Source organism: Corynebacterium sp. LaCa_282 (assembly GCF_057198125.1).
This window is the reverse complement of record NZ_CP191095.1, coordinates 269,723-294,469: the sequence shown is the minus strand read 5'-3', so window position 1 is coordinate 294,469 and position 24,747 is coordinate 269,723. Positions and strand designations below refer to the sequence as shown.

The window sequence follows — 24,747 nt, the reverse complement described above, 5'->3', positions numbered from 1 at the left end:
CTTGCCGATGCCCCTCCCAACCCCGAATCCTTCCCCGCCCCTAAAACCGCCTCGCCCAAGGAATCCGTTGCTCCCTAACTAGGGAGCAACCCTAGGGCGCAGCGGTTAAGCATCGCGCTTGTGCAGCACGAAGACGCCAGCGCCCCATAGGACCGCGGCCCAAATAAAGAAGACTACGCCACTGCCTGCGGCCTCGGTCCACAGCGCGTTATCCACTGGGGTATTGAACAGCCAGTTCTGGAAGGCGGTAAAGGGCATGTAGCTGCCGATCTTATCGCCGACGACGGGAATCATGCTGACCATCTGGTCCACGCCCAGGTACAGGATGAGGCACAGCGCCACAGAACCCGCGGTCTGGCGAATGAGCATGCCAACGCCTTGGGCAAAGGCCACCACAAGGGCTGCGGCCAGTGGGTACTTCCACAGCTGTTCGCGGCCGACTTCATCGTTCCAGGGGTCGAAGGTGGCGGAAATGGAGCTATCGGCAAGCAGATCCGTAAGCAGGTACGCGCCCACCACACCGATGAAGGTCAGTACGGCCGCGATGACCGCGTATAAGACCAGCTTGGCCACGGCCACGCTCCCGCGCCGCGGGGAGGCCATGAAGGTAATCGCTTGGGTGCCGAAGCGATATTCCGTGGTCACCAGCATGATGGCCTGAATCATCAGCACAGGCAGGCCCAAGGTCACCAGGAATACGACGGTAAACTCGGGCTCAATAAGTTGGAAGCCCATGTCAATGGCCTCCGGCTCGAGCGGCTCCATCAACGCGGCGCTGGTGCCGGCCCAGCCCCACGAAAACAGGAGGAATAGTGCGGTGGTCCACCAGAAGGAGCGGGTGGTACGCAGCTTAATCCACTCGGATTTCAAGATATTCAACATGGCGGATTAAACCTCCTGCTCGTTGGGGCGGGCGAACCCACCGGACTGGCCTGGCTGGCCTGGCTGCGCGCCAGGCGTGCCGGCGTGATACTGCACGGCATCGCCGGTGAGATCCATGAACGCATCCTCCAGCGAAGCGCTTTTCAGGGTGAGCTCGTGCAGCGGCACCCCGGTGGAATAGGCAAGCTCGCCCACGAACTCGGTGGTCTGGTTGATGACCTCGAGCCGCGGGCGGCCCTCCTCGTCCTTGGATTCGGTAAAGGAAACGCCCTCCTTCTTGAGGGCCTCCCCGAATTCCGGAAGGTGGTTAGAGCGCACATACACCAAGGACTGCGAGTGGCCGCGGACGAACTCGTGGGTCGGCTTATCCGCAACCATCTTCCCCTTGCCAATGACCACGAGGTGATCCGCGGTCTGGGCCATCTCGGACAAGAGGTGGGAAGAAATCAAAATGGTGCGGCCTTCTGCAGCCAGCGCGCGCACGAGCTGGCGCACCCAGCGGATGCCCTCTGGATCCAGGCCGTTGACCGGCTCATCCAGGATGAGGATTCCGGGATCGCCCAATAGCGCGCCCGCAAGCCCCAAGCGCTGGCCCATGCCGAGGGAAAAGCCGCCGGCTTTCTTACCGGCGACATCGGAAAGCCCCACCAGCCCCAGCACCTCATCCACGCGGGAGGTGGGGATGCCATTGGCCGCCGCCATCCACTTCAGGTGATTCGCGGCCGTGCGGTTGGGGTGCACCGCCTTCGCGTCCAAAAGCGCGCCCACCTCGCGCAGCGGGTGCGCGAGATCGCGGTAGTGCTTGCCGTTGACGCGGACCTCGCCGGCCGTGGGCTCATCCAGGCCCACGATCATCCGCATGGTGGTGGATTTGCCGGCACCATTGGGCCCCAGGAAGCCGGTGACCACACCGGGCTTTACCTGAAAGGTGAGATCCTCAACGGCGCGGACAGACCCGTAATCCTTAGTCAGTCCTTGTACTTCAATCATGAGCACTAGAATGCCATATTTTTGGATACCTTACCGGTTCAATTTTTCCACCCGCCGCCGCAGGGCGGGAAAGGCGTGGCGAAATGGCGCGATGAGCGGCAGGGATTCCACCTCATCCAGGCCCACCCAGCGCAGCTCGTGGGATTCCTCGTTGGCGGTGGTGGGCAGGCGCAGGCCGCTGCGGGTGCGCGCCAGCACGGTGGTATAGGTCCACTCCCCCGGCAAATCCCCCGCCGGTGGATAGGGCCCGGCCGTTACTTGGGTGTCGAGCACCTCGACATCGGCAGGCGCGATGGCGCATTCCTCGTGCGTTTCCCGCAACGCGGCCTGGGTGGGGCTTTCTTGTAAGTCCCGCGCCCCGCCGGGAATCCCCCAGGTATTGCCATGATTGGTCCACGCGGCGCGGTGTTGCAGCAGCACCTCGCGCCCAGCGACGAGGAAGAGGCCGGCGGCACCGAATTTTCCCCATACGCGAATGCCACTGGGGCCCGCCGCCCAGCCGTCTCCACTGTGAGGGTTATGCATATTTCCTATCCTAGCCACACACGCGGGTAAATGGTGGCGCCCAGCACACTGGGGGCGTTATTCTAAGTGAATGACTGAGCAGGCAGTGCGGGTAGAGTCAGAGCGCGATGAGGACGCTCACCCCAGCGATCACTGGCTGGATGAGGTTACCGCGCCCTCTCGCCCGGCCCTAAGCGGGCTGACCCACCGCGCCATGGAATGGTTCGCGGGCCCGGCGCGCCTGCTGCGGCGGTTTTATTACTTCGCCTCCACCACCCCGGGCAAGCTTTTTACCGTCACCCTGATCCTCACAGTGGCATTGGGAGCCGCCGGCTTATCGATGTCCCAATCTTCCGCCGCCCGCCACTCCGACCTCGACGAGCTGCTCAATACCACCGAGCCGATGTCCAATGCGGCCCACCACCTCTATAGTTCCCTGTCGGTGGCCGATACCATCGCCACCACCGGATTCGTGCAGGCCGGCGTGGAATCAGAGGGCAACCGCGAGCGCTATAACGATGCCATCGATGCTGCCTCCATCGCCGCGACCGAATCCGTACTGGGCACCACGCCTGACGATGCCCGCGTGCGCGACCTCGTTACCTTCATCCAGCGCGAGCTGCCCATTTATACCGCGATGATTGAAAAGGCGCGCTCGAACCACCGCGCCGGCAATGCCGTGGCTAATTCCTATATGTCCAATGCCTCCTCGCTCATGCGCGAGCATATCCTGCCGGCGGCCTCTGAGCTATTCCAGCTGACCACTGCGAAGGTCAACCAGCAGCAGCAAAAGCTCACCTCGCCGCAGTGGGTGCCGCTCTCTGGCCTTTTGGCTGCGGTCTTCTTCCTCATCGTGGCGCAGTGGTGGCTGTGGCGCCAGACCCGCCGCCGGTTTAACCGCGGCTTTTTAACCGCAACGGTGCTGCTCTTCTTGGCCATTTTCTGGGTCGCACTGTCTAACTTGGCGACCTGGTCCACCGGCCACCAGGGCTTTGAAACCGCCTCGCGCCCGTGGGATTCTTTGACGGCCTCGCGCATTGAGGCCCAGCAGGCGCGCACCTCAGAAACCCTCGCGCTGGTGCTGCGCTCCTCTGAGGAAGATACGCTCGAGCGCTTTTCCGGATCCGTGGAATCCATCGAAAAGGCGCTGGGCGATTATGAAAGCGCGCTGCATGATGATGATGTCGAGGTCAACGATCCCGAACTCATCCACAGCGCCCGCGCCGCCACCGAAAAGTGGCAAGACTCGCACGAAAAGCTCATGGCTGCGCTGAGCGAAGGCGACTATGACGAAGCCGTCTACCAGGCCACCATCACGGATCCTGAGGATGGCGAGACCACGGCCGCACAGTCCTTTAATGAGCTCGATAGCGAGCTCTCGGAGCTCATCGGCCAGGCGCGCATCGCCATGCGCACCTACTTAGAGCGCGGGCTGACCGCCATGACCGCGGTCTCCTCCGCTGTCTTCCTGCTCACCCTGTGCGCCATCTTCGCGGTGTGGCTGGGCATTCGTCCCCGACTGCAGGAGTACCTCTAATGCGCTACCGTGCACCGCTTACCGCCATCGTTGCAACCTGCAGCATCCTCGCGCTGGCCGGCTGCGATATTCGCTCCGTCCCGCCGCTGGAATCGCCCGAGCAGCAGGCACTCGATGCCAGCCCCGGCCCGCCGCTGCCGGAAGGCTCCACCATCGAAGAGGCCGGCACCAACGCCCCCAAGCAGGAAGACGATACCAAGCTCAAAGGCACCTACCGGCCGGATGATAAAACGGCGAAGGAGCGGGTGCCGGACATCGTCAAGCGCGGGCGCCTTATCGTGGGCGTGGACCGCTCCAATAACCTGCTGAGCTACCGCGATGCCGCATCCGGCGATGTCCGCGGCTTCGAAGTCGATATCGCTCACGAGATTGCCCGCGATATCTTCGGCGATCCCAATAAGGTGGATTTCCGCTTCGTCGAATCCTCCGACCGCACCGCCGCGCTGGATAATGGCATCGTCGATATCATCGTGCGCACCATGACCATTAGCCCCGAACGCGAGAAGGAAGTAGCCTTTTCCATCCCCTATATGACCACGCAGACCCGCATGCTGGTGCTCACCAGCTCCGGGATGAATTCCATCGATGACGCCGATGGCAAGAGGCTGTGCGGGGTGCGCGGGTCCACCGCGCTGGATACCATCCGCGAGCGCGCCCCCCGGTCCGATATCCTCATCACCCGCTCCTGGGGCGATTGCCTCATGGCGCTGCAGCTCAACCAAGCCGATGGCGTGGTGGTTGATGATGCCCTGCTTTCCGGCATGGCCGCGCAGGATTCCTACACCTCCATCGTGGGCGAGCCGCTAAATACCGAGAACTACGGCGTTGCCGCGCGCCTTCCCAACAAGGATCATGACACCCGCCCGCTGCTGCGCCAGGTCAATTCCACCTTAGAGCGCATCCGCCGCGACGGGACGTGGTCCGACATCTTTGACAGGTGGCTAGGCGCTTACCTAGACGAGCCCACCCTGCCGTCGGGTACATACATCGAGGAAGATAAGTCATGAACCATAACCCGAATTTCAGCGAAGACGAGCTCGAATACCTCGAGCCCGAAAACCTCGATACCCAGCGCCAATTCCGGCAGCCCACCAAGGCCTCCTACCGCGACGCTGACCCCGACCGGGACCGCGACCAAGACTCCAACCCAGACCGCAGCCAGGACCGCGATCGCGACGCCGCCGATTCCCCCAACACAGCCAGCACAGCCGATGACGCTGACACCAACGCCGCCAACGCCGCCAACGCCGCCGCTGGCTCGGATACCGCCGCTACCAACGCCGGCGCGGACTCCCCCACCGCGAGCACCAACGCTGCCAACCGCAGGCCTGCCAACCGCGACGTCGGGGCCGACACCTCGGCCACCGCTCACAACGCTGGTGCTAGCGACAATGGCACTAGCGAAGCTGATGTCGATACCGCCGCAGCGCAGGTCCCTGGCACAGCCCCCGCCGCTGCCTTCCCGGATACGGAGGCAACGAGCAGGCAAACAACGGACGGCAGCACGACTGGCCCTAGCACTGCTGCCCAGGGCACGGCGGGTCAAAGCACAGCTGGACAAAGGACGGCAGGCCAAAGGACGGCGGGCCAAAGCACGGCTGGTCAGGATACCGCGGCCCAGGGTGCGCGAAACGGAAACACCGCCGACGAGAGCGGTGATAAAGGCTCTACCGACGGCCGCGGAGTCCCCGGCGATACCGGCGGGGTGGGCACGGCAGCCGTGGCGTATGACCCGTTCGCCAGCGAGCCCATCGAGCACCGCGGGGATCCGGGGACTTCGGCGGTGGCCTTTGATCCTTTCGCCGATGACGATGAAGACGACGACGGTTCCATCGACCCGGATCACCTCTCCAGCCTGCTCGCGGACTTAGAGAATATCCGTGCTCAGCGCGAGAGCGAGCGCGATGAGAAAACGGCCCAGGAAAAGTCCTCGGAACGCTCGCGCCGGCAGGCGATCGATACCTTCCGCGAGCGCCGCGGCACGCAGCGCACCGAGCGGCCGGTGGCTGATGGCATGGTGCGCCTGCCATTTATCACCCCAGCCGATCCCACCGCCGCCCTCATCGACCCGAAAGAGAAGATCAAGGGCAAAAAGGTTCCGCCGCCGCAGCTGGAACCGGGCGATATGGTCGCGGAGCAATACGAAATCCTCGGCGTCATCGCCCACGGCGGCATGGGCTGGATTTACCTGGCCAATGACCACTACGTCTCCGGGCGCGTGGTGGTGCTCAAGGGCATGCAGGCCCAAAAGTCCGCCGATGAGACGGCCGCTGCCGAGGCGGAGCGCGAGTTTCTGGCAGACATTACTCACCCGGGCATCGTCAAGATTTTTAACTTCATCGACGATGACCGCGTGCCAGGTGGATTCATAGTCATGGAGTACGTGGGCGGGCCATCGCTAAGAAGCAGGCGCAATAAACAGCCCAACGAGCTTTTGCCCGTTGACATTGCCATTGGCTATATCCTGGAAATCCTGCCGGCGCTGGAGTACCTGCACTCGCGCGGCGTGGTCTATAACGATCTGAAGCCGGATAACATCATCGTCACCGAGGACCAGGTCAAGCTCATCGACTTGGGCGCGGTTTCCGGCATCGGGGCATTCGGATTTATCTACGGTACCCAGGGCTTTCAGGCCCCGGAAGTCGCCTCCAAGGGGCCGTCCATCGCCAGCGATATCTATACCATCGGCCGCACCCTGGCCGCGCTATGCCTCAAGCTGCCCAGCGAGGACGGAGTCTTCCTCCCTGGCATCCCCAACCCGTCCACGGAACCGGAGCTGCGACGCTTCCTCTCCCTCTACCGCCTGCTGCTGCGCGCCACTCACCGCGATCCCCAGCGCCGGTTTAGTTCCATCAAGGAGCTGCGCACCCAGCTCTACGGCGTGCTGCGCGAGGTGCTTGCCATCCGCGACGGCCGCCAGTACCCCTCCCAGCACTCGCTCTTCTCGCCGCAACGTACCACGTTTGGCACCAAGCACCTGGTCTTCCGCACGGATCAGCTTATCGATGGCATCGACCGCACCATCCAAATCACCGCCCCCGAGGTCGTCTCTGCCTTGCCAACACCCCTGGTAGACCGCGACGACGTCGGCGCCAGCCTGCTGCAAGGTACCTCGTATGCCGAGCCGCAGGAAGCCCTCGAGACCCTGCGCCAGGCCATGCGCACCCCGGAATACGAGCATTCCGCCGAGATTCCCCTCGGCGTGGTGCGCTCCATGATCGACCTGGGCTATACCGACGAGGCGCGCCAGTGGTTAGGCTCCATCGAGGACCGCCTGGGCCAAGACTGGCGCTACCAGTGGTACGCCGGCATTACGGAGCTCTTGCACGATGATTACGTCGACGCCCAAGAGTACTTCGCTACCGTCCTAGATTTATTGCCCGGCGAGGCCGCCCCCAAGCTCGCCATCGCGGCCATCAATGAGCTCATCCTGCAGCAGATTGATTACAGTGAAACATCGCTTATCGATGCCACCGTAGCCCGCGCCTGCTCCAACCTCTACACCACCCTGGCGGATCTCCCCTCTTCCGCCTTTGAGGGCCAGCCAGAAATCTGGTCGCATGTCACCCAAGACCCGGGCGCGCTGCGGTTTAATTCCATGCGCCTGTACGGCATCGTCTGGGCCACCAACCCCACGACCGTATCCTCCGCTTTTGGGCTTGCCCGCCAATTGCGCGCGGAAGGGCAGGTGGAGCTGTCCGTAGCAACCTTGGATAAGGTCCCCAATGCCTCGCGTCACTTCCGTATGGCGCTGCTGACCACCGTGCTGCAGCTTATCGTGCACAATCTATCGGAATCGCGCATTCGCCGCGCTGCCCGACGCCTCGAAGAAGTCCCCACCAACGAGCCGCGCTTTCTCCAAATCAAGATCGCCGTCATCTCCGCGGGACTGAACTTTTTGCGCAACGCCGATCTCGCGCGGGCGTCCTCGCCCAACGATCTCTTCGAGTACGCCTTTACCCAGCGCGGCCTGCGCACCGGCCTGGCCGAGACCCTGCGGGCCCTTGCCCGCCAGGCCCCGTTTAGCCGCCACCGCTACGCGCTGGTGGACTTGGCCAACCAGGTCCGGCCCATCACCACCTTCTAGGGCCTACTTAAAAAGGCCGGCCTCGCGCGCCTGGGCGGCGACCTCCGCAGACTTCTGCGCGATGGCCAGCTCCTCGTTGGTGGGAACCACCAAGACCTTGACGGGCGAATCATCGGTGGAGATGACCCGCGGCTCATCGGAGCGGACGAGGTTGCGCTCCTTATCAAAGTCGATGCCGTACATATCCAAGTTGTACAGCGCGTCCTGGCGCACCTCGGTGTCATTTTCGCCCACGCCGGCGGTGAAGGTAATCGCGTCCACGCGGCCCAGGGCAATCATGTAGGAGCCGATGAAGCGGCGCAGCTGGTGGATGTAGATGTTATACGCCAGCCATGCGTCTTCATCGCCCTTATCAATGTGCTCGCGCAACGTACGGAAGTCATTGACGCCCGCGATGCCCTTGACACCGGATTGCTTGTTGAGCAGCTTATCGATGTCGTCGATGCTCATGCCCGCCTGGCGCACCAGGTGGAAGATGATGCCTGGGTCGATATCACCGGTACGCGTACCCATGGCGAGACCAGCCAGCGGGGTAAGGCCCATCGAGGTATCGATGGCACGGCCATTGCGGATGGCCGCCGCAGAGGCGCCATTGCCCAGGTGCAGCGTGATCTGGTGCGTGTGCTCCGGATCGCGGTCCAAGATCTTCGGCACTTGCTGGGAGACGAACTCGTGTGAGGTGCCGTGGAAGCCGTAGCGGCGGATATCGTACTTGGAGGCAACCTCGCTATTGATGGCATACAGCGCTGCGGCCGGCGGCAGGGTATTGAAGAAGGCGGTATCGAAGACCGCCACGTGCGGAATATCCGGCAGGATCTTGCGCGCAACGCGGATGCCGTCCAGGTTGGCCGGGTTGTGCAGCGGGGCCAGCGGGATGAGATCCTCGATCATCGATTCAATTTGATCCTCGATGAGCTGCGGTTCCGAGAAGAGGCGGCCGCCGTGCACGACGCGGTGTCCCACGGCGATGATATCGACGTCCTTCGTTCCCACCTGATGATCATCCATCAGGTCAAAGGCGCGCTTTAGGCCAAAGGAGTGATCGGGAACTTCCAGTTCCTCAGTGACCTTTTCCCCGCCGACCTTGATGGTAATGGCGCCGCTCGGCTCGCCAACCTGTTCCACCAGGCCAGATACGAGTGGATCATCCGTGGCACTAGCGGTTGGGTCCACTAGCTGAAACTTGATGGATGAGGAGCCCGAGTTGAGGACCAGTACGTATGACATTTATTTCTCTCCAGCCTGGATAGCGGTAATGGCAACGGTATTGATGATGTCCGGAACGGTAGCGCCGCGGGATAGATCATTGACCGGCTTGTTCAGTCCCTGCAGGATGGGGCCCACGGCCAAGGCGCCGCCGGTGCGCTGCGCGGTCTTATAGCCGATATTGCCGGCATCCAGATCGGGGAAGACGAAGACATTGGCCTTACCGGCGACATCGGAATCCGGCATCTTCTTTGCGGCAACACCCGGATCGCAGGCGGCGTCGAACTGCAGCGGGCCGTCCACCTTCACCGAGGAATCCAGCTTCTTGGCGGCCTCGACGGCCGCGATGGCGCGCTCGACGTCCGGGCCGGTGCCGGAAGCACCGGTGGAGTAGGACAGCATAGCCACGCGCGGATCGATGCCGAACTGGGACGCGGTCTGCGCGGAAACCACGGCGATTTCGCCCAGCTGTTCCGCGGTGGGATTCGGGTTCACGGCGCAATCGCCGAAGGCCCACAGGCGCCCGCGCATGACCATCAGGAAGATGGAGGAGACCACCGAAGCATTCGGCTTGGTCTTGATGATCTGGAAGGATGGCTTAATGGTGTGGGCGGTGGTGTGGGCGGCGCCGGATACCATGCCATCGGCAAGCCCCTTGTGCACCATCATGGTGCCAAAGTAGGAGATATCCTGCATGGTCTCGCGGGCCTGCTCCAAGGTCACGCCCTTCTTCTTGCGCAGCTCCGCGAAATCGGCGGCGAATTCCTCTGCAAGCGGCGATTCCAGGTGGTCAATGATATCGGCGCCCGAAATATCCAGCCCCAGCTCCTTGGCGCGGGCCTGGATATCGGATTCCTTGCCCAAGATGGTCAGCCGGGCGACCTCATCGCGCAGCAGGGCATCGGCGGCTTCAAGGATGCGATCATCATCGCCCTCGGGCAGGACGATGTGGGAGCCGGTGGAACGGGCCTGGTCGATGAGCTGCTTCTGGAAGAGGTCCGCGGACATGACGGGCGCGGTCTCCTCAGCGGCCTGCAACGCACCTGGCACGGCCTCCAGATCGGTGAAAACGCCGGCCACGGTGGCTCCAAGGGACTCGGCCTTGCGCTGCGCCAGCTCCGCCGCGCGCTCAGGGGCGCCGGAGATGATAACCAGCGGCAGGCCCAGCGCGGCGGCGACCTCCGCATCGAAGGAGATCTCGCCGGTGCCTTGGACCAGGAGGGCATCGGCAGTGGCGGTGGGCGCGTTGGCCAAAACATCCGCCACGGTGGGATCAAAATCTTCTAAGCGGAGCAATTCAGCGCCAAGGCTATTCGCCAAGGCGGGAATATCGAGGCCATCGAAGCCGCGGCCGATGGAGCTTAACACTGTGGACTGGGATGCAGACATGCGGATTACCTTTCCTTTACCGTCACGGGGAACTCTGGGAACACGCGCCGTAACATTATGCCGTACATCACAGTTACTAGCACGTGGTGACGTCTCCACTGTACGTGAATCAGCCGCTTTTCCGCGCCCCGGCGCCCTCCTAAACTGGGGGTTGTGAGCACCGTGACAATTAATGCATGGCCACCGCGTAGAATGTGAGAAAAACCTAAAGAAAGGACACCCTAAACAGATGACTAGCCCAGTGCGCGTCGCCGTGGTCGGCTCCGGACCGGCCGGCATTTACGCCTCTGACCTCCTCGTAAAATCCGATGTGGACGTGCAGATCGATCTCTTTGAAAAGATGCCTGCGCCCTTTGGTTTGATTCGCTACGGCGTCGCCCCGGACCACCCGCGCATTAAGGGCATCGTGCAGTCGCTGCACAACATCATGGAGAAGGAAGAAATCCGCTTCCTGGGCAATATCGAAGTGGGCAAGGACATCACCGTCACGGAGATGCGCGATTACTACGACGCCATCATCTTCGCCACCGGCGCCACCGCCGATAAGGAAATGGGAATCCCCGGCGAGGATCTCGAGGGCAACTACGGTGCCGGCGAATTCGTGGGCTTTTATGACGGCAACCCCAACTTCGAGCGCGACTGGGACCTGTCCGCGGAGTCCGTCGCCGTCGTGGGCGTGGGCAATGTCTCGCTCGACGTGTCCCGCATTCTAGCCAAGACTGCCGACGAGCTGCTGGTGACGGAGATCCCAGACAACGTCTACTCTTCCCTGAAGGAAAACCGCGCCAAGGAGGTCCACGTCTTTGGCCGCCGCGGCCCGGCGCAGGCCAAGTACACGCCGAAGGAGCTCAAGGAGCTCGATGAGTCCCCCACCATCGAGGTCATCGTCAACCCGGAGGACATCGAGTACGACGAGGCTTCCGAGGAGGCCCGCCGCGCCGCCAAGTCCACCGACCTGGTCTGCCAGACCCTGGAGTCCTACGCCATGCGCGAACCTGGCGATGCCCCGCACAAGCTCTACATCCACTTCTTCGAGTCCCCAGTAGAGGTGCTTGGCGATGCCGGCCACGTCACCGCCATCAAAACCGAACGCACCCAGCTCAATGGCGATGGCTCCGTGAGCGGTACCGGCAAGTTCACCGAGTGGCCCGTGCAGGCGGTTTACCGCGCGGTGGGCTACCACCCGCAGTCCGTTGACGGCATCCCCTTCAACGAAACCACCGCAACCATGCCCAATGACGGCGGCCACGTGCTTGCCAATGTCGACGGCGAAAAGCTGCCCGGCCTCTACACCACCGGCTGGATCAAGCGCGGCCCGGTGGGGCTTATTGGCAATACCAAATCCGATGCCAAGGACACCACCACCATGCTGCTGGCGGACTACAAGTCCGGCGACTTAGAGCCGGCGACCAAGCGCGATCCGCAAGACATCCTGGATCTTCTAGAATCCCGCGATATCGCCGTGACCACTTGGGCCGGCTGGCACCGCCTCAACTCCGCCGAGCAGGCCGCCGGCGAGCCCCACGGCCGCGAGCGCATCAAGATCGTCGAGTGGGACGAGATGGTCAAGCACGCCGGCCCGCAGCGCTAACCAGCGCCGCGCCGAGCGGGGGCCGGCCGGCGCTGCCGTGCAAGGCTGGTCGGCGCTCGGGGCTGGCCGACGCTGCCGCGCGGGGCGGACGGGCACCGCGCGGCGCGGGGCTAGTCGGTATCGTCTACGCCTGAGGTCAGCTTGGGGTCGAGCTCGACCCCGCCCTCGTATTCAACGACCTCGATATCGGGCACGTTTTCCGCCTGCGGGTCGATGCCCCGCGCGCCGCCCTGCGCGAGCAGGCCAGGCGTGGAGGTCACGCTCACCTTGTGCGCCGCCAGCGCGGCGCGGTCGCGGGCCTCTTCCACCGTTTCCGCCGTTGTGGTCACAAGGCCCATGCGCCGGCCCTTATAGGCATCGGGCTTGCCAAAGAGCTTCACGTCCGTCTCGGCGTAGTGGAGGGCGGAGGCAATGCCGGTAAAGGCGACATCGGCAAGCGGCTCCTGCGCGTGCAAGAACATGCTGGCGCCCGGGGTTATCAACGTGGCATCGATGGGATAGCCCAAAATGGCGCGGGCGTGCAGGTCGAACTGGGAAAAACGCTGCGTATAGGCGGTAAGCATCGCCGTGTCCGAAGGCCGCGGGGAGACCGAAGAAAAGTAAACATCATCGCCGGCGACGAAAAGCTCCACGCCGTACACGCCGCGCCCGCCCAGCTCATTGGAAATGCGCGCCGCAACCGAGCGCGCGTTCTCCAGCGCAATCTCGCTCATGCCGGTGGGCTGCCACTCCTCAATCAAATCGCCCTTCTCGTGGCGGTGGCCAATGGGCTCGCTAAACCACGTGGCCAGCTTGCCCGTGGCCGGATCGATGGACCGGATGGCCAGCAGCGTGACCTCGAGGTCGAAATCCACGAAGCGCTCCGCCACCACGCGCTGCGAATCCGAGGACACGCGGCGCACCGTCTCCCACGCCTCGCGCACGTCTTCCACATCCCGCGCCAGCATGTGGCCCTTGCCCGAGGTGGAGACGTCCGGCTTCACGATGCACGGAAACCCCAGCTCCGTTGCCGCCTCTTCCAGCTCCTCTACCGAGGTGGCAAAGCGGTAGGCCGAGGTCGGCAGCCCAATGTCTTCTGCCACCGCGCGCACCCGCTCGCGGTCCTGGGTGAGCGCACATGCGCGCGCCGTGGGCACGACGACGGCGTCGCTAGACTGCTCAACCTGCTCCAGGGCCTCCACCGCCACGATTTCCACCTCCGGCACCACGTAGTGCGGCTGAATCTGCTGCACCAATTCCGATACCTGCGCGGCGTCAGTAATATCCGCGACATAGCTATAGTGCGCGACCTGGTGGGCCGGCGCCCCCTGGTACTTATCCACCGCGTGCACTTCAAGGCCCAGGGACTGGAAGGAAATAGCCAGCTGCTTTCCCAACTCGCCCGCGCCGAGCAGCAATACCTTCGTGGCATTGCCCGTCAGCGGCGTGCCAATATGACCGGCGATTTTGCCTGGAATATCCATGACTTTGCTCCTTTGATTCCGCTCCGAGCAGCAGATACTTCCCCAAATTATTTCATAGATGCCCGCCACACCCTGGACGCACATGCGTGAAGTGCACAAACGCAAGCGCCCGGCCAAGGATATTCTTCCTCGAACCGGGCGCTTCCGGGCTCTTATGCTAGGCCTGGGGTGCTGGTGGCACCGGGGCATCGACTGGCTCTGCCACGGTGATGATGTTGTCCTCATACCCCAGCGCACCGCCGACGAACTTTCCGCCGCAGGTGATAAGCACCAGGCGGTTGGTACCGTCCGCGTCATTGACCACGTCCGGGAAATCCGCGCCCTTGGGCAGGCGGTACGGCTTTTGCGTCACGCGAAAGGTGCGCTCCTCACCATCGATGACCACAGTAAATACCTGGTTTTCCTGCAGCCGGGTGAATTTCTCCGCATAGCCGGTGCCCTGGCCCTGGTAGTTCACGTGGCCGGTAATCACGCTGGAGCCGACGTTGCCGGCATCGCCAGGCACTGCCGAGGCGGAGTACCAACCCAGGCGGGAGACATCATGTGGTGGCAGCAGCACGCCCTGGTCCGTTACCTGCACCGGGTCCACGGCGGCGAAATCGCCGTCGATGCCCACAGACATGCCCTCAAAGCCCTGGAACTCGCCCGGCGCCGGCTCGAATTCGTGCTCTTGCTCACCGCTTTCATCAACGAAGGCGTCGCCTTCATCCCTGGCCACGCTTTCCGATGCCCCCTCACTCACCTCACTCCCCTCCTCACCGCCGGTGAGGTACAGGGCCAGCTGGATCAGCACCAGAATTACGGCCACCACTAGCACGATAAAGCCGACGATTTTGCCCCGGCTCATGGATTCCTTGCGGCCCGTCTCCTCAGACATTGCCCAGTCTCCTTATTTGGTCTTCTCAGTGGTTCATCAGATGGTTTGTCCCCTTCAGCGTGTGCAGTGACACCCTGAAGGGGACGTGATGTGCCCAGGCACTTTGGCCTGTTAGCGGCTCGACGCGCGCACGCTACTTGATGTAGCCCTGCACACCTGGGTCGAGCTCGGTAGCGCCGGATGGCACGGACTTAATCTCGGTACGCCCGGCATCGGCTGGCAGCGGAGTACCAGTCTTGCCCGGCACGTGGCCCTGTGCGCTCTGGCCGGCATCGCCTGTCTGGTCCTCGCCGGTGTTGCCCGGAGTGTGGTTATCACCGTTACCCTTGGACTGCTGCTCGGACGCGTTGCTGCCCTTCGAGTGGTCCTTGTGGTGATCCTTGGGCTGGTCGTGGTCGCCTTCATGGCGGTGGTCATGGATGATCTTGCCCAAGCCGATGCCCGGAATCAGGATCGCCCACCACGGAATCTTGCCCTTGTTCGGCTTATCTCCAGGGTTGTCGCACTCCTCAGAGGTCACCGTCTGGTCCTTATCATCGATGTCCTTGTGCTCAGCAACCTTATTTGGCTGCTCAGCATCCGGAGTGTCCTCACCCTTGTCGTTAACCTCCGTCGAGATCAACTCCTCAAACGCAACCGCAGCCTCAACCGGCTCGGTCACGTCATCATTAACAGTGATGGTGACGTCCTCGGTACCATTAGCCGCCGCCGGGGTAAAGGTCTTCTCGCCCTTACCCAGCACCGTGGTGCCATCTTCCTTAGAAATCAGCTCAGCAGACAGGGTGTATTCCTTACCCGGCACCAAGCCCTCATAGCTGACCGTGTCAATAATCTCTGCTCCCGCAATAACCTCGTGAGAACCTTCAGCGAAATCAGCATTCGTCGAGATCTCCGGAGTCTTCTTAGAACCCTTCGAAGTTACCGTCTGATCCTTATCGGTGATGTCCTTGTGCTCAGCAACCTTATTCGGCTTCTCAACATCCGGAGTGTCCTCACCCTTGTCGTTGACCTCCGTCGAGGTCAACTCCTCAAAGGCAACCGCAGCCTCAACCAGCTCGGTTACATCGCTGTCAACGGTGATCTCCACATCAACGCTGCCCTCAGACTTTTCCGGAGTAAAGGTCTTCTCGCCCTTACCCAAAACAGTCTTGCCATCAGCCTTGGAAATCAGCTCAGCAGACAGGGTGTACTGCTTACCTGGAACCAAGCCCTCATAGCTGACCGCATCAATAATCTCTGCACCCGCAACAATCTCATGGGAGCCTTCAGCGAAATCAGCATTCGTCGAAATCTGCGGAGTCTTCTTAGAACCCTTCGAAGTTACCGTCTGATCCTTATCGGTGATGTCCTTGTGCTCAGCAACCTTATTCGGCTTCTCAACACCCGGAGTGTCCTCACCCTTGTCGTTAACCTCAGTAGAAGTCAATTCCTCAAACGCAACCGCAGCCTCAACCGGCTCGGTCACGTCATCATTAACGGTGATGGTGACGTCCTCGGTACCAGCGGACTCCGCCGGGGTAAAGGTCTTCTCGCCCTTACCCAAAACAGTCTTGCCATCAGCCTTGGAAATCAGCTCAGCAGACAGGGTGTATTCCTTACCTGGAACCAAGCCCTCATAACTGACCGTGTCAACAATCTCTACACCGGCAACAACCTCATGGGAACCCTCAGCGAAATCAGCATTCGTCGAAATCTCCGGAGTCTTCTCAGACGGTTCAGAGCTCGGCGGAACGGGATTCGGCGTAGCAGGCTCGTCAGGAATAGGGGTTTCCTCGTCCGTAGGCTTTTCACTATTACCAGGCAGACCTGGTTGATCTACCGGCATGATAGTTTGAGCTTTGTTCCCTGAACCACCTGCAGCACGAACAACTGTGATAAAAGCATCCTCGGGCTGTTCAGAAATCTGAACCGATGAATCTCTCTTCAGGATGACTGGACCATCGTCTTTTACAATCTTGTACCCAGTAAGTTCCCTGAACTCTTCATGGCTCCCTGTAAATTTGGAGACCACTTGACTGGTGTCATTAACCCCAAGAGAGTGCGCCCTCGAACCAGTAATAGTGGAAGCAAATATCTTTTGCGACAAACCAAGTGATTGCTTCAAATCTTTGTCACCCAGCAGAGTCGCAAGATAAACGTAATAGTTTACAGCTTCCTTGGAGTTGTTCTGCATGGCAGCGTTCTGTAGCTTGCCAGCAACATTGATCGCTGCGTCGCGATATTCTGGCGAAACACTAAGTTGTTCAGCATTTGCATGATCGTACAACCGCTCTGTGTTGTAGGGATTTAGCGCCTCTGGCTCGAGGCACCACGCCCATCCAACGTTATTTTCAGAGTTTGGTTTCGTTTTCCCTTGCGCCGGCTCTCCAGCCCAAACCAGGAACCCATAATTGGGGTCCGTTCCTGATTTTCCATTCTTCGTGTCGTTGTTTCCCAACGTTAGATTTGGCTCAAAACTAGGAGCCACCTCTCTAGCATTTGCTTTCATCCATGGAACGTTGATCATCGCTGCAATTACCGCAACTACAACAAACACCGTGGTTAAGATATGCCGTCTTTTTCGAGATAGACCTCTCGTCCCACTCATTTCATCCCCTTAAAAGGATCCATTCCTACAACGTCTTCCTCCACAGTCCTAGAAGTAGCTACATAGAACTTAAATGTGAAAGTTAAATACACAGCGGGCATTCTCTGTCTTTAAAACATATTGATTGCCCTCAATTGTGCGCTTGGAAGAGTACCAGTCGCCCCCATTACCCAGAACAAACCCGCCATTACAATCATGATACATCAACATATTTCTTTCACTAGCTAATAGAAATAATGAAAATATAGAAGAAGTCTTATCTACACACAGAAACACCTATGTTCGATAAATGGAGTTCACTCAACTTCCCGGAAACTTGTACATTTATACAGACTTAGTGAACATTTAATCTTCCTATTTGCACCGCTCTTTACGAACTGATTCACTCTTCCATTTACCCCCGCAGAAGCATCTTTAAAGTTGTAGACCATCTTGGCCAGCATTTTTACTGCGTCCTTAACGCCAATAGCACATCTAATCGCCAATTGGACACGCCCCCCATATGCGACCATACATTCGATACGTCTTCGCTCCAGTTGATTCGCAATTGCGCCCGCACTTCTCTCAGTCGTCCATACATCAGAACAAACATATCTAAACAATCTTCACAAATGTCGTATAGATCACATTCTAGAACGGTCTCCACCGCTTAAAAATTGCACTGGCCAAAAAGTTCGTGCAGTCATTTGAGAAACTTTCTCCCCCTAACAAGAAAGTTCTCAAATGGTCCACGCCATTACTCCCGCCCATTGGTCACCATGGACGGAGATAGAAGGAACCCTTCCGCTTGCCCTACCTCTTAGCTAGGCCTGAGGCAAAGGGAATCCTCCCAACGTATAGATCAATCTTTAGATAGCTAATTCCACATCTATCTGTCGAAAACGCCAAGATAGATCTCTTTGGATAACCCTTACATTAATTTTACATATCTCAAACAGCTATCAGAATTAATAAGACTAGTAACAGGTTTAAGGTCACACTATTAACGAACTTTTAAGTGCTACTATTTCTTTCGGTTCAAGAGATTAGCCTTTAAGAAAGGACCGAACATGTCAATTTCGTCATTTATTGTAAGCGCCGTTGCTGCTCTTCTGCCGCTAGCAGGTAGCCTCGGCCCAGTCGCTGCCCAGGATCAGCTTGCTGAACCTGAGGTAACCCAGACGGCCGAAACCGAGCAGTCCGCGCCGATCCTGGACAGTGGAAAGCAGGAAGTCCAACGCGAACTCGCACTTGCCACGCAGGAACTAGGCCACGAGTTTGTGAACATCGACTTCAAAGATAGCCACAGCGCGCACCTGACCTTCCCGGAAACCTATAACCCGGACACCGACCAGGCAGCGATGGATCGCGTGATGAATGCGCTGAAGAGCAACGGCTACGACAACCTGACTGCCGCTTATTAAAGCTAAGCACACGGCTTCCGGTAGTATCCGAGGATCCAACAAAGGGGAGCGAGGCGCCTGACCACGGCACCTCGCTCCCCTTTTGCTTTTATCCGCTCACAGCTAGAGCCCACGAACCCGCGCGCTATGAGCTGCTACTTATGTAAAGCTTCCTCACCCGGTGCTTGTGTAAGCACAGGATTATGAGGATTAGCGTTACTGGTCCTCCATGACATCGTGGCGCACGATGGTCTGGTCGCGGCCTGGGCCGACGCCAATATAAGAGATGCGGCAGCCGGACAGTTCCTCAAGACGCAGCACGTAATCCTGTGCCTTCTGCGGCAACTCCTCAAAGGTGGTGCACTCGGAGATGTCTTCATCCCACGCGGGCATGGTTTCATAAATCGGCTCGGCGTGGTGGAACTCGGACTGGGTGACCGGCATCTCGTCGAAGCGCTTGCCGTCGACGTCATAAGCCACGCAGATAGGAATCTCCCCAATGCCGGTGAGCACATCGAGCTTGGTCAGGAAGTAATCCGTAAAGCCATTGACGCGCGTGGCGTAGCGAGCGATCACGGAATCGTACCAACCGCAGCGGCGCGTGCGGCCGGTGTTCACGCCGACCTCGCCGCCGGTGGTCTGCAGGTACTCGCCCCACTTATCAAACAGCTCGGTGGGGAACGGGCCGGCACCCACGCGGGTGGTATAAGCCTTGATGATGCCCAGCGAGGTCTTAATCCGCGTCGGCCCAATGCCAGAGCCAACCGATGCCCCACCCGCAGTCGGGTTCGAGGAAGTCACGAACGGGTAGGTGCCGTGGTCGACGTCCAACATGGTGGCCTGGCCGCCCTCCATGAGTACATTGTGGCCATCGGCAAGCGCTTGGTTCAGCTCCAGCTCGGCGTCGATGACCATGGGGCGCAGCCGCTCGCGGTAGCTGAGGAAGTAGTCCACAATCTGCTCGGCCTCGATGGCCTTGCGGTTGTACATCTTCACCAGCATCTGGTTCTTAATCTCCAGCGCGGACTCGACCTTCTGGCGCAGGATGGATTCGTCGAAAATATCCTGCACGCGGATGCCAATGCGCGCGACCTTATCGGCGTAGGTCGGCCCAATGCCGCGGCCGGTGGTACCGATGGCGCGCTTGCCCAGGAAACGCTCCTGCACGCGGTCGAGGGTCTGGTGGTACGGCGCCACGAGGTGCGCGTTCGCGGAAATCTTCAGGCGGGAAGCATTCGCCCCACGCGCTTCCAAGCCATCAATCTCATCAAAGAGCGCCTCAAGGTTAATCACCACGCCGTTGCCCAGCACCGGGGTGGCGTTTTCAGAAAGAATCCCAGCGGGCAGGAGCTTCAGCTCGTATTTTTCACCGCCGACCACGACGGTGTGCCCGGCGTTATTGCCGCCGTTCGGCTTGACTACGTAGTCAACTTTCCCGCCGAGGATATCGGTAGCCTTGCCCTTGCCTTCGTCGCCCCATTGGGCGCCGACAATGACGATCGCTGCCATCTTTTAAGTCACTTCCTCATTATTGAAGCCAAAATACGCATTTACCTTACACTTTTCTGGCCGCAATAGCCCACGTAGCATGTTGTGCATGCGTTTTTTGTTCCTCCGCTGCGGCGCCGCCGACGTTGATTTGCCCGCAGAGGCCTATGACCTTTCGGCCGTTCCTTCCCGCAAGGAGCTCGCGCTTGTCGATGCCGCCGCCACCAACCTCCTCCCCCACGACCCCACGCCTTCGCTTGACGATATCGCCGCGCAGCCCGATGTCCGCCACCTCGGCGCCCCTGCCGCCGCCCCGCAGGAGCCTTACTTAGAGGACCGCCTGCGCGTGGTCGTCGCGGGCTCGGATTCGGCGCTCAATGCCGTCATCACCCGGCTGATGCGCGCCGATAACCTGTGGGCCGAGGTAGCGTTCATCCCCACGGGCGAGTCGGCCGCCGCCGCCAATTGGGGCCTGCCCGGCGCGCCGCAAGAGGCCCTCGAGCTCGCCCGCACCGCCCCGGTCCGCCCGGTGCCGCTCATCCGCAACGATTCCGGCCAGGCCGTCGCCGGCTCAGCAACCATCTCAGATTGGTCCAATGGCCCGCTTACCGGTGAAATCATCATCGATGACGCTACCCTCGCCGCCTCCGGCCGCGGTACTTTTGGCGCGCGGCTGGTCCCCATGACCGACGCCCCGGGCATCCTGGCGGCCCGCGCAACCTCTCCAGTCGAGCCCGAAGGTCGCCTGCGCTCCCTGCTGCGCAAGCCCGGCCGCCTCGACCCGGATTCCGTCCGCACCGGCCGCGCGGTCCAGGCGGGCGGCCCCCAGCTGCGCGTGCTTGTCGATGCCATCCCCCACAAACGCCCCCTCACCCGCGTCACCTTCTACCGCCACCTGCGCGACCTCCAAGTCGTGCGCCCCTAGCCTCCTTCGCAGCTCACGCCGACTTCCCTTGGCTCTTACCGCCGCCCCGCACCGGCACCCCGCTCGGCGGATTTGCGGGGCGGGGTCCTGCTAATCCTGCCCCTTCTGTTTATCGCTCGGTTTATCGTCGCGCTCCCACACCTCCGGCGGGTATGCCGGGTGCGCAGAGGTAGGAACCAGGTGCGCGACGGCGGACTCGCGCGAGAGCCCGCACACCATGAGCATGTCCACAACGATGGACCTCGTCTGCGCGAGGATCGTATATGCGGAAAGCGTCGCATCTTCTTCGATAAGATCCATGCCCGCTTGGCCGCCCACGTATCGCAGCCGCTGTACTAATTCGGGTATCTCTATCGCCTCGTCGTGATCCCGCTTTTGGCGGCCGTAGAGTTCTCCCACCGCGAGGATAATTTCTGATAGTTCTTCTAGGAGCTCTAGCTGCTTTGCGGACACGCTATCGCCGTCTTCGGTAAGCACTAGCGCGCGGCGCGAAAGCACCCGTACCCCGCGCACCGCGTTATCTACCGGCAAGAGGATACGCTCCAGGGAGCGAATATTCCTGCGCGAGGTCCACAAAAGCGGCGATACTTCCGATGCCTCCCTGCCCGACTGCGCCGCGCTCAACAGCGTATTCACGTCATTTTGCGTGCCGCGCACCGCATCGCGGGCGTCGCGAATGATCTCGGGGTTGGTATCGCGGATACCATGCGTGACGTCGTTAAGAATGCTCGAGGCAATCCTCAGCACCTTCGACACCTCGCGCCGAGCCTCCTTCAACGGCGAATTAGGGATAAGCGCGATCGTGATAAGCCCAATGCCGGAACCAATCATCGCGTCGATGGCCCGGTGCAGGCCACCCGGCCCCTCGGTGGGCGGAAAAATCGTGGCAATAAGGATGGATCCAAAGACAATCTGGTTGGATACCAGCGGCGATTTCGTAATAAAGGACCCCACCACCAGGCCCGCTCCCACGATGAACAGGATCTGGAACGGGCCCTGCCCCACCACTTGGAAGAGCAGATCACCCAAGGCCACGCCGACAATGCCGCCCAGCGACATCTCCACCGCCCTTTTCATCCTGTCCCCGCCCGAAAGCCCCAGGATGATGACGGCCGAGATGGGCGCGAAGAACGGCTGCGGATGCCCAACGACGGAGCTTGCCACCCAATACGCCAATGCGGCACCCACGGTGGCCTGGATTATATAAACGAAGCGCGAACGGATGCGTTGCAGGCGCGATACTACTGAGCGGTCCACCACCCGCAGCATTTGCCTCGTTGAGACTCTTTGTTTCGCTTCCGACATGACCTCCAGCATAGAAGACCTCCCTCTACCACCGCCCCCGTGCGTCCGCATCCCGGCCCGCGCCAAGTTGTGGATAACGCGCTATATGCGCGCCTCAGCGACCCCCGCAGCGCGAGAATTCCACAGATTTGCTGTTTCGCCTTGCGCATCCATTGCCGCGCACCCGTGCCGCTTTTACGGTCAGGAGTCGTGAACACAGAATTTTTGCAACTTTGCCGTCGCGGTGTGGACCTCGTCGCCGAGTTTCAGGGATGCTCCGAACAAGAGCTCATCAAGGCCGGCGCCAGCCAGCTCCTCGCCGCGCAACTCGCCCGCCTGCAACACACCTATTTCGGCCGCACTTCCAATAGCCGCAAGCAGCGCCTTGCCTGCGAGGCCGCCCGTTCCCGCGGCCACGACCTCGCCGTGCTTGAAAGCATCGAGTCTTTCGCCCACCGTGTGAAAGACACCAACCGCAGTTGGGACCTCCGCCTGGAGCTCTGCCGCGCAGAAGCCCACCTGATTCCCGCGATCGCGAAGAAGCGCCTCAAGCAGCTCAACCCCGCCAAGCGTCCCTCCCACGGCGTGCGCTATACCCGACGCCCCGATGGTCCCCACACCATCTCCATCACCGCAGATCCCACCGATATCGCAGATATCAAGGGCGTTCTCGCCTCCGTGGATAAGGAAAACCCGCTCGCTGCGGCCAAGCAGGTCATCCTCGAAGGCAATCCCGGCGCGCTGCCCGCGGTGCATACCAACGTGATCATCACCCTTGACCAACTAGATCGCATCACTGCTGGCCAGGGTGATGACATCATGCTTCAGCTTTCCAACGGCGCACGCATGTCCGGCGCCCAGCTCGTGGCCCGCACCCTCGCCCAGCGCGGTTACGTCAGCTTGGTCCACCCCGAGCACGGCGCGGTAAACCTGTATCGCACCGAGCGCATGGCCAGCTGGAAGCAACGCATGCTAGCCCGCGCGGAGCATCCCATCTGCGCGTGGCCCGGCTGCTCCACGCCTGCCGATGACGCCCAAGTCCACCACCTCACCGCCTGGGCCGCCGGCGGTCCCACGAACCAAGAAAACCTCGTAACGCTCTGTGCCCATCACAATGCGGTGAATCAAGATGATGATTCCCGCCCCACCGCCCGCGGCCGCATGGTCCGCATCAAGGGGCGCATCGCCTGGATCCCGCCGTGGAGCGGTAACCCGCGATTTATCCCCTCGCCTGCCCATTCGCCACGCCCATCAAGGAGTTCTACCTAACCTGCTATCCTCCCAATCTGCCTAATCTCGCTGGCATAGCTTGTCTGGCTGATCTGATTTAGCTGACTGATCTGACTCATCTCCGGCAAGGCCCCACCGCATCCTTGCGCCCCACAGATAGGCCTGGATATAGGACTCAAGATAGAACCAGGGATAGGCCCAGAAATAGGAAAAGCCGCCTCCCGCACAGGGGGAAGCGGCTACTTCGGCGTGCCCAGTTTAGGGGCGGGCCTACTTGGCGGTGGTCTTGCCCACGGAGTGGAGGTCCTGGCATGCCTCGATGACGCGCTCGGACATACCCTGCTCTGCCTTCTTCAGGTAAGAGCGTGGGTCGTAGACCTTCTTGTTGCCCACCTCGCCGTCAATCTTGAACACGCCGTCGTAGTTTTCCATCATGTGGCGGGCCACTGGGTTGGTAAACGCGTACTGGGTATCGGTGTCCACGTTCATCTTGATGACGCCGTAGCGCAGCGCCTCTTCAATCTTCTCCTTCTCGGAGCCGGAGCCGCCGTGGAAGACGAAGTCAAAGGCGTGCTCGCCCTCGCTCAGGCCGAGCTTCTTCTGCGCAACCTTCTGGCCCTCCAGCAGGACCTCGGGGCGCAGCTTCACGTTGCCCGGCTTGTAGACGCCGTGCACGTTACCGAAGGTAGCGGCCAACAAGTAGCGGCCCTTCTCGCCGGTGCCCAGGGCATCGATGGTCTTTTCAAAGTCTTCCGGAGTCGTGTACAGGTTATCGCCGGCCTTAGCCTCGACACCGTCTTCTTCACCGCCAACGACACCAATTTCTGCCTCGAGAATGATGTGCGCTTTCTTTGCCTTTTCCAGAAGCTCCTGGGCGATGACCAAGTTTTCATCGATCGGAATAGCAGAGCCGTCCCACATGTGGGACTGGAAAAGGGGATTCTCGCCGCGGTCAACGCGCTCCTGGGAGATGGCCAGCAGCGGACGAACGTAATCGTCCAGAACTTCCTTCTGGCAGTGGTCGGTGTGCAAGGCGATATTAACGCCGTAGTGCTTCGCAGCCTCGTGTGCGAAAGCGGCTAGCGCCAGAGCACCGTTAACCTTGTTCTTGACCGCGAGGCCAGAGCCGAACTCTGCGCCACCGGTGGAGAATTGGATGATGCCGTCAGACTCTGCCTCGGCAAAGCCCTTCAGTGCTGCGTTGATCGTTTCAGATGAGGTGCAGTTGATGGCCGGGAACGCGAAGCCGTTCTGCTTCGCGGTGTCCAGCATCTGGTTATACGCCTCGGGGGTTGCAATTGGCATGAAATTCCATCCTTAAAGTG

At 60.8% G+C, this 24,747-nt stretch carries 18 protein-coding genes; 7 read left to right on the top strand and 11 right to left on the bottom strand.

What is annotated here, in order from left to right:
* Positions 1-105: 105 nt before the first annotated feature.
* Genes ACP8KU_RS01305 through ACP8KU_RS01295 form a run of 3 tightly spaced genes read right to left on the bottom strand, consistent with a single transcriptional unit; the run spans position 106 to position 2,397 of the window.
* Entirely contained in the window at positions 106-882 is a 777-nt protein-coding gene (locus ACP8KU_RS01305) for an ABC transporter permease (RefSeq protein ID WP_005284948.1), read from the bottom strand.
* 6 nt (positions 883-888) lie between these two features.
* A complete protein-coding gene (locus ACP8KU_RS01300; protein ID WP_284624602.1) occupies positions 889-1,872 on the bottom strand; it encodes an ABC transporter ATP-binding protein in 984 nt (327 codons plus the stop codon).
* A 30-nt stretch (positions 1,873-1,902) separates the two neighbouring features.
* A complete protein-coding gene (locus tag ACP8KU_RS01295; protein ID WP_005284954.1) occupies positions 1,903-2,397 on the bottom strand; it encodes an NUDIX domain-containing protein in 495 nt (164 codons plus the stop codon).
* A 70-nt stretch (positions 2,398-2,467) separates the two neighbouring features.
* Here ACP8KU_RS01295 and ACP8KU_RS01290 point away from each other — a divergent pair, with 70 nt between their 5' ends.
* Genes ACP8KU_RS01290 through ACP8KU_RS01280 form a run of 3 tightly spaced genes read left to right on the top strand, consistent with a single transcriptional unit; the run spans position 2,468 to position 8,000 of the window.
* Positions 2,468-3,913, top strand: coding sequence for an MCP four helix bundle domain-containing protein (locus ACP8KU_RS01290; RefSeq protein WP_484483853.1), 1,446 nt, complete (start codon positions 2,468-2,470; stop codon positions 3,911-3,913).
* Positions 3,913-4,920 carry a glutamate ABC transporter substrate-binding protein gene (locus ACP8KU_RS01285; RefSeq protein ID WP_484483852.1) on the top strand — a complete coding sequence of 336 codons (1,008 nt, stop codon included), beginning with the start codon at positions 3,913-3,915 and terminating at the stop codon, positions 4,918-4,920. The genes ACP8KU_RS01290 and ACP8KU_RS01285 overlap by 1 nt, the downstream gene beginning before the upstream one ends.
* Positions 4,917-8,000, top strand: a complete 3,084-nt coding sequence (locus tag ACP8KU_RS01280) for a serine/threonine protein kinase (RefSeq protein ID WP_484483851.1) — start codon at positions 4,917-4,919, stop codon at positions 7,998-8,000. The genes ACP8KU_RS01285 and ACP8KU_RS01280 overlap by 4 nt, the downstream gene beginning before the upstream one ends.
* 3 nt (positions 8,001-8,003) lie before the next feature.
* Here ACP8KU_RS01280 and ACP8KU_RS01275 read toward each other — a convergent pair whose 3' ends face one another.
* Together ACP8KU_RS01275 and pta are read right to left on the bottom strand one after the other, a co-directional pair.
* A complete protein-coding gene (locus tag ACP8KU_RS01275; protein WP_023029281.1) occupies positions 8,004-9,227 on the bottom strand; it encodes an acetate kinase in 1,224 nt (407 codons plus the stop codon).
* Positions 9,228-10,595 (bottom strand): phosphate acetyltransferase, encoded by a 1,368-nt coding sequence (gene pta / locus ACP8KU_RS01270; RefSeq protein WP_023029282.1) that lies wholly within the window; start codon positions 10,593-10,595, stop codon positions 9,228-9,230.
* Positions 10,596-10,824: 229 nt separating this feature from the next.
* On the opposite strand from pta, the gene ACP8KU_RS01265 reads away from it, so the two are divergent.
* Positions 10,825-12,186: an FAD-dependent oxidoreductase gene (locus ACP8KU_RS01265; protein ID WP_005284969.1), complete on the top strand. Its 1,362-nt coding sequence runs from the start codon at positions 10,825-10,827 to the stop codon at positions 12,184-12,186.
* Positions 12,187-12,296: 110 nt separating this feature from the next.
* On the opposite strand, the gene purT is transcribed toward ACP8KU_RS01265, so the two are convergent.
* The 3 genes from purT to ACP8KU_RS01250 form a co-directional block, all read right to left on the bottom strand.
* On the bottom strand, positions 12,297-13,649 hold the full coding sequence (gene purT / locus ACP8KU_RS01260) for a formate-dependent phosphoribosylglycinamide formyltransferase (RefSeq protein ID WP_005279429.1): 1,353 nt from the start codon (positions 13,647-13,649) through the stop codon (positions 12,297-12,299).
* Between the two features lie 157 nt (positions 13,650-13,806).
* Complete coding sequence (locus ACP8KU_RS01255; RefSeq protein WP_484483850.1) at positions 13,807-14,526, bottom strand: class F sortase; 720 nt, start codon at positions 14,524-14,526, stop codon at positions 13,807-13,809.
* Positions 14,527-14,659: 133 nt separating this feature from the next.
* Complete coding sequence (locus ACP8KU_RS01250; RefSeq protein ID WP_484483849.1) at positions 14,660-16,351, bottom strand: VaFE repeat-containing surface-anchored protein; 1,692 nt, start codon at positions 16,349-16,351, stop codon at positions 14,660-14,662.
* 1,811 nt (positions 16,352-18,162) lie between these two features.
* Between ACP8KU_RS01250 and ACP8KU_RS01245 the strand changes: the two genes are divergently transcribed.
* Entirely contained in the window at positions 18,163-18,516 is a 354-nt protein-coding gene (locus ACP8KU_RS01245; RefSeq protein ID WP_284624595.1) for a hypothetical protein, read from the top strand.
* A 195-nt stretch (positions 18,517-18,711) separates the two neighbouring features.
* Here ACP8KU_RS01245 and ACP8KU_RS01240 read toward each other — a convergent pair whose 3' ends face one another.
* Entirely contained in the window at positions 18,712-20,004 is a 1,293-nt protein-coding gene (locus tag ACP8KU_RS01240) for an adenylosuccinate synthase (RefSeq protein ID WP_284644201.1), read from the bottom strand.
* Positions 20,005-20,092: 88 nt separating this feature from the next.
* On the opposite strand from ACP8KU_RS01240, the gene ACP8KU_RS01235 reads away from it, so the two are divergent.
* The gene (locus ACP8KU_RS01235) at positions 20,093-20,908 is read left to right on the top strand and encodes a hypothetical protein (protein ID WP_484483848.1); all 816 of its coding nucleotides are present in this window, start codon (positions 20,093-20,095) and stop codon (positions 20,906-20,908) included.
* 90 nt (positions 20,909-20,998) lie between these two features.
* On the opposite strand, the gene ACP8KU_RS01230 is transcribed toward ACP8KU_RS01235, so the two are convergent.
* A complete protein-coding gene (locus ACP8KU_RS01230) occupies positions 20,999-22,225 on the bottom strand; it encodes an FUSC family protein (protein ID WP_484483847.1) in 1,227 nt (408 codons plus the stop codon).
* Between the two features lie 177 nt (positions 22,226-22,402).
* On the opposite strand from ACP8KU_RS01230, the gene ACP8KU_RS01225 reads away from it, so the two are divergent.
* Positions 22,403-23,461: an HNH endonuclease signature motif containing protein gene (locus tag ACP8KU_RS01225; protein ID WP_484483846.1), complete on the top strand. Its 1,059-nt coding sequence runs from the start codon at positions 22,403-22,405 to the stop codon at positions 23,459-23,461.
* 231 nt (positions 23,462-23,692) lie between these two features.
* Here ACP8KU_RS01225 and fbaA read toward each other — a convergent pair whose 3' ends face one another.
* A complete protein-coding gene (gene fbaA, locus ACP8KU_RS01220; protein WP_023018031.1) occupies positions 23,693-24,727 on the bottom strand; it encodes a class II fructose-bisphosphate aldolase in 1,035 nt (344 codons plus the stop codon).
* Positions 24,728-24,747 lie beyond the last annotated feature (20 nt).